Here is a 12,424-nt window from a genome sequence, read left to right as displayed (position 1 = left end):
TAGGGCATCCCAAAGTCATCGCCTTCAGAATGGAAGCGGAGTAAATTGTTAAGGCAGAGAGGCCTGCATTGTGAGAGGGTATTATTTCCTGCGATGAATGTGGTTGGCTGATCGCTGGTCGGTGGGCAGGATGGTGATTTCGGCAATGTTGACGTGTGGCGGCGCGGAAATACAATAAAAAACGGCATCCGCAATGTCTTTCGCAGCAAGCGGGGTAAAGTCCTGATAAAAGGTTTTCGCTCGTTCGGCATCTTGCCAGCGTACAAGACTGAATTCCGTTTCAACCGCACCGGGCGCAATTTCACTGACTCGAATGGGGCTTCCAATCAAGTCAAGGCGTATGGATTTGGACAGGGCTCTGACCGCATGTTTGCTTGCACAATACACATTGCCGTTGGGATAGATCTCCTGGCCTGCAATGGAGCCAATATTCACAATATGCCCTTGCTGCCGTTTCAACATCCCGGGCAGAACATGACGAGTCATGTAAAGAAGCCCTTTGACATTGGTATCAATCATGGTTTCCCAATTGTCAATGAGGCCTTCCTGAACCGGATCGCTGCCTAAGGCAAGTCCTGCATTATTGAGTAATACATCAATGCCTTGCCAGGGCATGGGCAAGGATTCCACAAAGGTTTTGACAGCGAGGGAATCGCTGACATCCAGACCCTGAACATAATGCGCATGGCCATACTTGCTTTGTAATTGCGCTGCCAGGGCTTTAAGCCTGTCTACTCGGCGGGCTGTCAGAATCAATTGTGCCCCTTGTGAGGCAAACAGCCGGGCGCAGGCTTCGCCAATGCCGCTGGAGGCACCCGTAATCAGAATAATTTTGTTTTTCAGACTCGACATGTGCTTCCCCTTAGAGAGTGGATTTTATCTCATCGCCGAGGCACTCGTTTGTTTGCTCTTTCTCGTACTTTTTAAGGTGCATTAGAATGGCAGGCCATGCCATGCTGCCTGTTTCAGGCTGGTAAGCGGAGTCCAGTGTTTTCGAAAATTCACTGAGTTTGTCCAATAAGTAAGGAGCAAGCGAATGGTTGTTGTAGTGAGTACCCGATGAATTAAAAAAGTCGTCCAGCAGGTTAAGCATTTGACTGTATGATTTTTGGGCAAGACTTTTTTTTAGGTTGTCCGCCATTTTTACTCCATACGAACCATGCCGAAACAAAGTCAAATAGCCATTATCAATGCCTTTCCGTTCTTCTTTATTGTTATAACTTGTAATGCCATTGGCTATGGCATCGAAGAGTTGCCCGGTTAATTTCTCTGCTTTTGCGACTCGCGTTGGGAGAGCCCGTGTTGGCGGATGAATGCGATGTCGATGAAGATCCGTTAACGGATAAGAAGCGGAAGATGGAAGAAACCTGATTTCTTGCTCTTGGTCTGATGATTCTGTGTCTGAATATCCCATTTCGTATCCTTTCCTTTAGGTCGCTTAACTGCTGATAAATAAAACATGAATCCATCTATTTGAATTCTAAGAACAAATAAACGTCACAATTATAAGTAATTCATTACGCAGAGTCTAATAAAATATCGTATAACAATGGCCTTTATTTTTATAGTGCCTTGCATGATCGGTCAGCATTGCCCGCTCGGTGAGGTTACTAAGGCATTATGGACTAGCAAGCCAGTTTGGTCTCCGGGTTACATGCCTTGTTGACGTGAGCGGCCTGGTTGGCGGGCATGAAAAAGGGATACACACTTGATTGCTTTACTTTTGGTTGTTCTTTTAGCTTTTCTTCATTGTTGCTGGTCAGGCTTTCAAACAGGATGTCGCTAATTTCAATGTCAGCCTGGCGAAGCACCGACAGCTTAAGGAACAATTCTTGCGTTAGCGGCTTCTCATGTCGTCTTAACCAGCTTAATGACTTAAGGTTATCCAGGGTGAGATGATTTTCGGAAGCCAACGTATCAATGTCCGTACTCGATAACTGCTCTTCAAGAAAAACCAGGTTTCGTGTAATCTCTAATGTGTTTGGCATGCTTTTGTTCAAATCGGGATCATTCCAGTAACTTTGAAAACGCTCATGAAGCGTCTTGGCAAAGTTCAGGCTGGCCGTGGAAGTGCGCAGATTCAGCGCTAAGTCCACATCAACCACAATGACCTCTCCTGAATCCAGACGGGTCAACACATTGCCGCGCGTTGCCGCATCCAGCACAATGCGTCGGGTATCCTTATACAATTCCACCACTTTATTGGCTGTCTCTTCATCCGTGGCGGGGCGTGTATCGGCAATGAAGGGGGCTATCCAGCCTGACTGGCTGGTTATGGCTTCAGGCAGGCCGGTCCGGGATGGCGAATTAATTTCATTCCAGAGCCTTACACCCCTCTGATTATGGCTTAAAGCGGTAACACAGGAGTCGCTAGACGGCAGGGGGTATTTAAGGACGCGATAAAACCCCGATTGATCTGGCATCGCTGATCGCCATACCCGGTTATAGCTGCCGTTACCCAAAACAAGCCATTGCGATTTTTTTGAATAGACATCGCCTTCTTGTTTTTCAGGCTCTGACGGATTGCTGCCGGCGGCGCCAGTCGAGGCTACTTTTTTTTCGTGGGTTTTCCCTTCATGTTTCGGCATAATTCACACAATGATTTAAATTTGCGCTACTTTAGCAAAAAAAACGAAGGGATACTACCATGACAAGGCTAGAGTCCTGTGTGCACAACCAACTCATCCCGCGGTGTCGGCGACTTAAAGCGTATCACTTCATCAATGAGACTTTCCAGTTTGCTTGTGAACCCAGGATGAGACGCCTGCCATTCTTCTTGGGAAGCGGACAGGATGAGCAATTTATTGACATCTTCCTTGCCTTTGAGCACCGACAAAGCCAACTCGATAATCTGAACTTTGGCTTTAAAGGGCTCTATCGGTTGCGAGGAAGACACTAACCGTTGTTTCACCAGGTCCTGAAGATATCGATTGAGCTGACTAATCAATCCTTCGGCGTGGTTGTCAATTGGATTATCCTCCGTTTCGTCCTTGGATGAATGGGAGCGAGGGTAGAAAACTTCTCGTAAGTCAACTTTTTCAAAGTCAATCTCTGCCACATTATCAGACGCTTTTCGATCTTCCTTGGGAATGGCCTGACTGAGATCCACTTGACCAGTTTTTGAGCGAACCCCCCCTATTTCTGCACCCAGACCGCGTGAGCCGTTTACACGAACCCAATTAATCCACGCTTCAAGCTCAGGTGGCGCCTCTTTGATCCAGGTAACCAGTTTATTCAATGAATCCACTTCCGGAAGAGAGGACACACCCGGCTTCAGGCAGGGCAACTCATTCAGCATGTGCTGAATGAATTCGTTGGTTAAAAAATCCTTGTGGAATCGTACGCCCTTGTCATTCGGGTAGGCTAAGGCGCATTTTTGGGCAGTACACAGCGCATAATAAAGCATAAGTCCCTTGCGAAAATCGACCAGGTCTAAATCCTGCAGGAGTTCTTTCCTGACGCTTTGGCAGTGCTTGGTTAAATCGCGAGCAAAAGTTTCGTACTCCAGGTGGTCAATTTCATCAAAGGCCTGATCGGGGCCGGCTAAGTATTCATCCCTGGGACTTGATCGGCTGCTGCTGGGTGTCGAAGTCGGCGTGGATGCTATTGCATACGACTCCATCGACGTATTGGACGCAATTTCCAATTCAATTGCTGGCGCGTATTTATTATACAGTTTGCGGTAATTGGATTTGATGAACGTCTTGATTTCTTCGACATTTGGAAAATCGTGATTCCTGGTAAGGTGCAGCATGTTTTTACCATGCTCAGAGTCAAAAAAGGTGTCAATTTCCTTTTCAGCCTGATCGGGCGTTAAGCGACCAATCCGTGCAATTTCTTTTAATTGATGCAGCACCTGTGCGCGTCCTCCTTCGTGAGGAAGAAAGGAAAACGCGACATAGCGAATATCCGCATTAAAATTAGCCCAATACACGGCAAAGGTTAAAATAATATTATCCCTCTCCCCTGTGGTCGGTATAAATTTTCTGCCTTCCTGCTGCGCGTAAAAACCAAATAAATGTTCATACACTTCAACCGGGGTAATAGGACCACCATTGGCTGTACGGTAGTGGTTGTGGTTGAAAAACGCTTCCTCAGCGTAACTGTGCATTTCTTTTAAATGGAGGTGGTCTGTACCCCGGTAATACGTTTCACAGGAATTGGCAACGCAGGCATGCGCTTTGGCGGCTGTATTGAAAACCTCATCGCGGAATGACTGGTGAGTCCTATCGAAAGGGGCAATAAATGACCAGGTAATGACTGATTTTTTAACTTGAAACTTGATGGGGACCTGAATCATTTCCCCTTCATCAAACAATTCATATATTTTCCCTTGTGTGCGAGTGAATTTGTGTGTGTCATTAAGTTCACGCAAACGTTGGATATAGCCTTTGCGGTCACCATGTTCGAGAAGGGTTTGTAGATGCAGGGCTTCTTCGGTTTGCCTAAAAGTCCATTGCTTGGTCTGTTGCACGGTTTTCAGATCGATACTAAAGGGCATGATTTAAGTCAAAATGAATTCAATGTGCGTATATTGTACAAATTAAATCTTATGGGAGTCTTAAGCGATGGCGTAGTCAAAAGTAATGAAGATTGAGTTATTGATGCTCAAATTAATTTTTCCTTAATGTTGCGCCAATACAATGCAGGCTGTAATTATCGTTCTACCGGGTAAAGCAATGTTTGAAGACGTGGTTCGGGAAATTAAACAAATCGATTTTAATAAATTAAAAGAGGGCAAATCGATTGAAACGCACCTATCCAATCATCAGTTTGAAAAAGCATTTTATCTGGTGTGTATGCATTGCGGCATGGACGATTATGAAGGCTTGAGACTGATAAAAATACTGTTATTCCATCGCCATGATCTTGGCATTGACCTGAGCCTGAAACAGCATGGGCGGAGTGCATTACGATTGGCTGCGGATAATGGCAATATCAACCTTTATTACGAACTCACCTCAGGTGGTGCAGTGGATGAGGAAGCCGATCGTATCATGGCCAGGAAACAACGCAAAGCCATTGCTTCATTTGAGCAACACTATCATCCTGAATTTTTACATGACTCTGAGTATCTAAGGAAAGAAGTCATTGGTCACGACACAAGCGATTTAAAACGCATCGACTACCTCCTTAAGCTGATTGATTTCCTGTTGAAATACAAGGACATTCACTCTCGCTTTAAAAAAATGCCCAAAAAACTTTCGGATTTGGCAGTGCAGACAATCAAAGATGCTCGAGATAGCCAAAACCGCGTCCTGATATCAAAAATGTGTGCCGTGATTCAACAATTGTCTCCTGATGTGAAAAGACAATTTGATAAAGTGCTCGAAACATCGTCTTTAAACTGGCTTATATTTGAGCATTTGGGTGGGATTATGATTGAGCCCTCGATGCAGAAGGTGGCGAGCGTCCTGTTTAACAGGAAAACAATAGACGAGTTGGGTCAGGAAAAATCAAAGCAATTGGTTGACAGCGCGTTCGCTTTAATCGCTGAGGCAGGTGATCTACAACTGATCATTCCTCGTGCTGTGTTGACCATTATTGAAAAGGATCTTCCTTCGCTAAAGAATTTTTTTCACATGATCTACATGAGGTTGGTCTCACCTGATAAGCAGGTTATTGTTTCGAAACCGGAATTGGCGGTCAGTAAATGCCTGATTACTTACATCAATGACATTCACACCTTAATCAGGTTGTTGAACCTGAGTCAAGACAGTACTGCCCGTATGAAAATACCGGTATGGTCGGATCCTGGAGCGCCACATATCAACTTGCTTAACTTAAATCCCAACTTTGATACGGCTAAAAAGGTAGAATTGCATGCTGCTCTGCGTCGTCTTCAGAGCCTGGGTGAGTTAATCACCGGTAAGAATTTTTCCAGATTTTTAATTGATCTTGATCCAGGCACGGATTGGCGAGCGTTTATTGTCATACGCGATGCGCTTACGCATCAGGATGAAAAAGATTTAAAATACCGAATCGGTCAATTTTTAAATAATAATGTGTGGTTGCAGCAGGTTTTTGTCAATGATCTGGAAGAACTTGGAAAAAAATTAAATCATCTTATCTGGTTACGCGAACAAAGCCTTGGGACATACAATCATGATCCTGAGTTTTTCTGGCAAAAGCTGTTAAAACAGGAGGCCGCGAGTTCCCAGAAAGGAAGTGATGCCAGCAACAACAATAACACGGGTAAGCAGGAGGCTGATTTGAAAGATCAAGCCGTCCCTCCACGACACGTCATGTCAGCGAGTGAAAAAGAGTTTATCCTTTATTTGGAAAAATTCAAAGCGCCACCTGATATGATTGAACTCTGCCTAACCATTTTTGCAGGCCAGGCTGGAGTGGTCTCTAAAAAGCAGAAGGGAATGATTTTACAATGCCTGCCACGCAAGGAAATGGGAGAAAAATACAAGGAATTAAGCAGCCTGTTGGACAGAACCATCGCCAAACCTTCCTTAACGCTCGCTGAAAGAGAACAGAAAAGGTTGGACGAAAAAGAGGCCTGTGAAAAACGAGAGGTGGAGAGAGAGGCTAAATTTCAAGGGTTGGACGGCATCCGAAAATTGGCAAAATACTTACTTGAGCCAGTAAAAAAAGAACATCAGCTCAATCCTTTAAAACGCATCGAGGCCGCCATTGAATCTCTGTCTGATATTGAAGAATTTCTCATACAAGAAGGGTTTTGGATGGCTCCGTCACCCTTCAACACAACCGATGAATGGCAGAAATGCTATCAGCAGGGAAGCAAGACTCTGTCCAGTCGCCTGGTGAGCAACTCCAAATTGAATGATGCGCTGGAATACAACATTGGCCAAATTCTACAACACCTGGAAACCCTCAAGACCTACAAAAAAATGGCCCTTTGTCCTTTGATAGCAAACAGCTACGCTGATTTAAGAGCATTTCGAAATTACCTTGAGCACGGAAACCCACTGGTAGATAATCAAAATGACATTTATCTGCAGCAGGATTACAGGGAAAAGAAAACGGCAGACATGGTTATTCGATTGCTTATTGAATTAAGGCCTTTCTTATACCAGGAAAAAATGAGGATAGAAACGGAAAAGGCCAATGCACGAGAATTGCACCCCGGCGTCATGGTGACAGCCAAAGAAGCCGAGGAGTGGACAATGCTCTGTGGTCGTAGTAATCGGTTTTTTAATCCACTGGGTAAAACGCTGGAAAAAAGCCAGAGCAACGTAGCGAGGTTTGAATTGCCTGGCGATAGCGCCTCTCCGCGCTCTTCAAAATAACCCCATCGCTATTCTTAATCCGTTAAAAAGGCAATCTTCCGAGTTGCCTTTCTTGTTCATGGTTTTACACCGGCTCTCAGCATTGCACTCCGTGGAGAGACACTCTATAATCGCGTGCCTTACTGATTGAAAGGACGGAGCATGAACGCGACTCAAAACGATGCCTTAACGGCCGAAGAGTATACCAAAGCGATGAATTTTGTCGGACAAAACCTGTTGTCAGCCCTGCAGAAATCGGTAGAGCAATTGCCTAATCCGTTACGCAGCCGTCAATTGGTGGCCCAGGCGCTGTCGGCGTTTTTAACCAACACCATCTACAAACAGTACCCGAACAATCAGGACGCCTGCGAGTACATGCTGGATGAGATCACGAAGTTAGTGAAAGCGCAATTGAAGAGTATTCCCCAACCTCCGAACGCTTAAACCATTGCCCGCGTTTAGTCCCACTGCCGCTATCGGCAGTGGGACCGTTAACAGGGGTTAATGCCTGAACGTTTTGTGATAGATCAGTTGGGCACTCTTCACACGCTGATTAATCTTTTCTTAATAATTCGTCCTTATAATGTAGCGCATGTCGAATAAATGTTGTACGTCATGCAAAACTTTAAAACAGAATCGAAACCTGAACCATCGTCGGTAGAATATGTACCGGTTCCCCGCAAACCCATCAAAGGAATAAAGGAAGATCCCTTTTCAAAACGGCTTCGTCAATTTGAAAACCACGCGATTTTATATCCTTTTCCCAATCAAAGCGGAGTATACATCAACACCAATGAAAGTGGTGTTGTACAGACTGCCAAGACTTTGGATTTATTCCCTCGAGTCGAAGGAGGGGTACATATTGGTTTTTCAGGCTGGCATAATTTTGACATCATGGCTCAACGTTTATCGTCCAGAGGGTTAATCTGTGATATTAATCCTGAAAACACCTTGTTCTTAGCCACCGCTTTAAAATACGTGAGACAATGTGAGGACAAAGACGCCTTCATTGAAAAAATGACTGCATTTGTTAAAAAGTACCATTATGGCGGCACCAGGGATACATCACGCTCCTCGGTATTGGGAAAAATAAAGCCCAAAAGCATCAAATTTTGTCTGAATGTCAGTGATGAACCGCCTTATCCTGAGCATTTCACTGTACTTGAAGAAGTCGATTTGGAAAGGCTTCGTGAAACAAGCTGGCTTTACACGACCGAGCGTTATAAGCACATTCGCACATTGGCAATGACCGATAAAATCGCTGTCATTACCGAAAGCATTTGTGCCGATAACGTGTTTAAATCCGTTCAAAATCTGCTGATTAATAATGCCATGCGCATTGATACGGTCTATGTCAGCAATATTGGCGAGTGGATGTATCAACCTGAGCAACGTGAGGCTTTTTTAGCAACGATTCAGTCCTTATTGATGGACAATGAAACCATCTTAATCGATGCTAAAAAACCGGAAGGAATAGTTGCTTCGCCTACGCAGCGATGCATTACCAAGAGTGCGTTAGTCAAGTCGAGCCAATGGAAGTTGTCCTTTTTTTCATGTCCAGAGACTTCCGCGGCAGTTCCAGATACCGCTGCATTCTCATCCTTACCCACACCTTCTAAGGAACAGGAAAATACACAGCCCAGACTGAGTATGGAGGTCTAAGCCTAATCAGCATTCTGGGTTTGGGGCATGACGTTTGAGTATTCAGTGGAATAAGGCAGACGTCATTCCTTTTCCAGCTTATGACCATCCAGTTGGCGTTCATGCTTGTCTTTTTCAAGTGTGTCCAGCTTCTTTTCTGCTTTGGTTCTGCCAAATTTAATGCGGTTTTCACTGGCTTTTTTTCTTTCTGAGAGCTAATTTTGCCTTTTCTTTTTTTCTTAAGGCTAATAATATCGGCCATACTATTCCTGACTGTTTGTGCTAAAACGGTATGTTTAAAAGTGTGGCATAGGCTGATGGACAAATACATAAGCGAATCGGCCTATTGAGAGATAAAGAATTATGAAATTAAATCAAAGCGACATCCTGCTGTGTAATCGGTTGACTCGCTGGCGCAATAATGACGCACGTTATCACTCCAAAGAAGAAAAGGCCTATTCGCTTGGAGCAGCCAGCGGGATGCTGATGATGTGGCGACCTTACGCCGCCTCGGAAACCAGTTTATTACCTGCAGAGGACAACCCCGGATTGCCGCGAGAAGTTGGAGCGCTGATAGGGCATTATTTGAATCGAGGCGATGCAGCGAAAATGGCTGAGACCTGTAAAAAGGCAAACACCGTGGCCAAACAAATGCACAAAGAATACCTCGATAAAAATGGTAAATCCTATGATGAAAACCCCTATCTGGTTTTTACTTAACTTGGCGAGCTTCCTTGCTGCGAGTCATAACCAGTAGGCCCTGTATGGCCCCTGCTATAAATGGAGAGCTATTGGGCAGTTGAGGATTATGTTGTTTATTGACTAAGTTTCTGATAACAATTCATCACAGGATGACTGTTCCGCTTAAAAAGTGAAATTGGTTATAACGGCCGAATGGCTTTTGAATAAAAACCTAATTTCCGACAATAACTACAATACAGTTTTAACTACCGATACAAAGAACTTCGCCAATGATTGAGAATGAGTAAGAAAAAATATTCCGCCAAATCAGTCAATAGTTAAGAATTATTTGGGTTGAGCAAGAGTGTCGAGGAATACTGTTTCTAAAACCTTGTGAAGACGGCGATGTTGATTTTCATCATTAAAAAAATAGTGGCTAAGCTTCTGATAGCGTTGTTCATCCGTTAAATGGTCAGTGGCATTTAAAATGTCCCCGGAGGCGGCGCTTTGACGCGAGAACCATTGCTTCTGACGTTGATGCGTATACATCGCCTTGATCCATAAAACCTGCTCCTGACTTATTTTTCTGTTTTTTGTCACAATCTGAAAAATATCCTTTTTAATCGTCTCGGGGGGATAGTCCAGCGATGAATGGTTGGCGAACGCTTGTTGTACAGCTTGATTGAACTGGTTATTAAATTGCGTTTGAGAGGGCTCTGAACTCACAAAATGAGCTAAGGTGAAGGCACGCCATAATGCGTCATCGGCGTTCAATTTGTTATTGTTAAACTCTTTTTTTATTTTCTTTATTTGCAAGTGAAAAAACTGGGCGTCCGTTTTGGTTTTTTTTCCGCCAAAAAAACAATGAGTAGAGCGCTTGTTTTGAGGAATTTTAACCAATAAATCTAAAAAGAGCGGGGCGGACTTTCGCACGGAGGTCATGAATTTATCTTCTTTAAACTGCCGGTTTTTTTCTGCTCTTATTTTTTTTATTTCTTCAAGCTGTGCGTCATCCTGATGTCCAGAAGGCTGAGGTTTTGACACGGGCAAAGAAGGCGGTCTGGGCTTTTCAGGGGGCTGGGCAGCGGAATGAAACCGTTGTTTTTGCTTCATCGCGGTGTAGGCTTCATAGTCGTCTGTGCAGGTTACATCCGAAATTTCAGCTTTTGGATTTTCTTTTTCACCAGAGGCAGGCGGAAGGGGGCCTTCCTGCTTTTTTAACTTACTGCGTAACGCATCGGCTAATTTAAAGTGCCCGCCAAATATGGCAAATTGTACTGCTTGGAATGAGGGTTGATACCCTTTGCTAATGAATAAATCAACCAGTTGCCCATGACCCTGTTGAGCCGCTTTTTCCAGTGGGCCTATCCCTCCGGACGAATAACCTGTCATGAAAATTCCTTTTTCCAATAACAGCGCGCAAACCTGACAATTTCCCTTTTCAGCGGCATGCATTAAGGGGTTTCCGGTGGCGTCAGCCCCGGCCTCTAATAAAAGGGCGACGATCTCCATGTGATCATGCTTGATTGCAGAAATCAAGGGGGTAATGCCACGCCGTGATACATTGAGGTAATTTTTAATGGGCGAAAGGTCAAGCAAAATTTTAACAATTTCAGTGTGCCCCAAGCGAATGGCCGACCAGAAAAGTTTAAATAATTCATCAACAGGTGTGCTGTCTACGAGCAGTTTCACCACGCGGGCATGCCCGCCTCGAGCTGCGATAGTAATCGGGGTTGTGTTCCAAAGATTGGTAAAATAAGGCTTAGCCCCTTTTTCGAGAAAATACTGGGTGGACTTTTCACAGCCTATCCACGCGGCCATCGCCAAGCCGTCCCAGCCATTTTCGCGTTCGATACCACTGTTGAGCTTGTCTAATACGTCGTATTGGGGAGGGTACTCGTGCACCTTATCGGAGGGAATATCAAAGATTTTAAAACCAAAAGGCAGGAATTGGCATGGAACAGAACCGGCAGAGACCTGAAAGAGGTAATTCACCAGCGCAGGAATGGAGGTAAATTCCTTCTCGCCTTTGGAGCTGTTTGAATTGTACAAATAATAACGATTGCCGCGCCTCATTAATCCTAAAGCATGATAACGAGTATAACTGTTATCCGTAAGCACGCTGTGAGTAATATCGATGAATTTATTTTCAGGAAATACTGCGTAATTTTGGAGCAGTTTTTCCAATTGCCCTGTATCAAACATGGCCGCAATGGAATATTCTTCCTGAAAGGACTGTTTGCCCCGTCGCGTATCCTCTAAAGCACTCAAATTGCCATGGCCAACGCGCAGGAATTCATTGAGTTGTTGGAAAAAAAGCAGGCTCCCCAGGAAATACTCTAATTCCTTATCCAGTTTTTCATCCAATGGAGACTCGCCATCCCATAAGGACAAAGCGCTTAAGAGATCATAGAAATAGAAAATGTCATTCCGGGGGATAGGCACATTATCGCCAGTTTTGCGCACAGGCAGGTTGGTCAGGCAATGAGAATAACCCCACAGTGCGGTATACCCTGCACAGCAACCTGTATCCAGCTGTTTAATGACGTTTTTGAGAAGCGTTTCATCGTAATCTTTTTTTGAACTTAAATACTGGATGAATTTTTTATTCAGACTGGCCTGGCTGATGTTCGCCTTGCCTGAATTTAAATTTTGCAGTAATTCAGCGATTTCTTTAGGTAACATTTTTGCTCGCTAGATCTGTGCCTCATGATCTCAAATTGGGCTATGGTACCATAATTTGGGCATAAAATAAGCGGGTATGCGTTGTTCAACAGCATAAACAGGAGTTACACACTTTATTAAAAAGGGCTTGTTGGGCGAAAACCACCCAACCCACGATCGAAATAACGTTCAGATGCCCT

Annotated in this window: 9 protein-coding genes and 1 pseudogene; 4 read left to right on the top strand and 6 right to left on the bottom strand. The window is 44.4% G+C overall.

The annotated features are described in order from the left end of the window. Nucleotides 1-81: 81 nt before the first annotated feature. The 4 genes from GH742_RS08270 to GH742_RS08255 all read right to left on the bottom strand — a co-directional run bounded on the left by GH742_RS08270 (nucleotide 82) and on the right by GH742_RS08255 (nucleotide 4,501). Nucleotides 82-852, bottom strand: coding sequence for an SDR family oxidoreductase (locus GH742_RS08270; protein ID WP_203454326.1), 771 nt, complete (start codon nucleotides 850-852; stop codon nucleotides 82-84). Nucleotides 853-862: 10 nt separating this feature from the next. Continuing rightward, the gene (locus tag GH742_RS08265; RefSeq protein WP_203454324.1) at nucleotides 863-1,414 is read right to left on the bottom strand and encodes a hypothetical protein; all 552 of its coding nucleotides are present in this window, start codon (nucleotides 1,412-1,414) and stop codon (nucleotides 863-865) included. A 211-nt stretch (nucleotides 1,415-1,625) separates the two neighbouring features. Then, a complete protein-coding gene (locus GH742_RS08260) occupies nucleotides 1,626-2,588 on the bottom strand; it encodes a hypothetical protein (protein ID WP_203454322.1) in 963 nt (320 codons plus the stop codon). A 68-nt stretch (nucleotides 2,589-2,656) separates the two neighbouring features. Then, the gene (locus GH742_RS08255; protein WP_203454321.1) at nucleotides 2,657-4,501 is read right to left on the bottom strand and encodes a hypothetical protein; all 1,845 of its coding nucleotides are present in this window, start codon (nucleotides 4,499-4,501) and stop codon (nucleotides 2,657-2,659) included. A 142-nt stretch (nucleotides 4,502-4,643) separates the two neighbouring features. Between GH742_RS08255 and GH742_RS08250 the strand changes: the two genes are divergently transcribed. The 3 genes from GH742_RS08250 (at nucleotide 4,644) to GH742_RS08240 (ending at nucleotide 8,900) form a co-directional block, all read left to right on the top strand. Further along, entirely contained in the window at nucleotides 4,644-7,259 is a 2,616-nt protein-coding gene (locus GH742_RS08250; RefSeq protein WP_203454320.1) for a hypothetical protein, read from the top strand. Nucleotides 7,260-7,400: 141 nt separating this feature from the next. Then, nucleotides 7,401-7,682 carry a hypothetical protein gene (locus GH742_RS08245; protein WP_203454319.1) on the top strand — a complete coding sequence of 94 codons (282 nt, stop codon included), beginning with the start codon at nucleotides 7,401-7,403 and terminating at the stop codon, nucleotides 7,680-7,682. Between the two features lie 171 nt (nucleotides 7,683-7,853). Then, complete coding sequence (locus tag GH742_RS08240) at nucleotides 7,854-8,900, top strand: hypothetical protein (protein WP_203454318.1); 1,047 nt, start codon at nucleotides 7,854-7,856, stop codon at nucleotides 8,898-8,900. A 62-nt stretch (nucleotides 8,901-8,962) separates the two neighbouring features. Here the strand turns inward: GH742_RS08240 and GH742_RS08235 are convergent. Further along, a pseudogene (locus GH742_RS08235) lies at nucleotides 8,963-9,141 on the bottom strand (DUF4169 family protein). A 101-nt stretch (nucleotides 9,142-9,242) separates the two neighbouring features. Here GH742_RS08235 and GH742_RS08230 point away from each other — a divergent pair. Then, nucleotides 9,243-9,599, top strand: coding sequence for a hypothetical protein (locus GH742_RS08230; protein ID WP_203454317.1), 357 nt, complete (start codon nucleotides 9,243-9,245; stop codon nucleotides 9,597-9,599). A 306-nt stretch (nucleotides 9,600-9,905) separates the two neighbouring features. Here the strand turns inward: GH742_RS08230 and GH742_RS08225 are convergent, their stop codons facing one another. Beyond that, complete coding sequence (locus tag GH742_RS08225) at nucleotides 9,906-12,245, bottom strand: ankyrin repeat domain-containing protein (protein ID WP_203454316.1); 2,340 nt, start codon at nucleotides 12,243-12,245, stop codon at nucleotides 9,906-9,908. Nucleotides 12,246-12,424 lie beyond the last annotated feature (179 nt).

Source organism: Legionella sp. MW5194 (assembly GCF_016864235.1).
In the GTDB taxonomy this organism is placed as follows: Bacteria; Pseudomonadota; Gammaproteobacteria; order Legionellales; family Legionellaceae; genus Legionella_C.
This window is presented reverse-complemented; position numbering and strand designations above follow the sequence as displayed.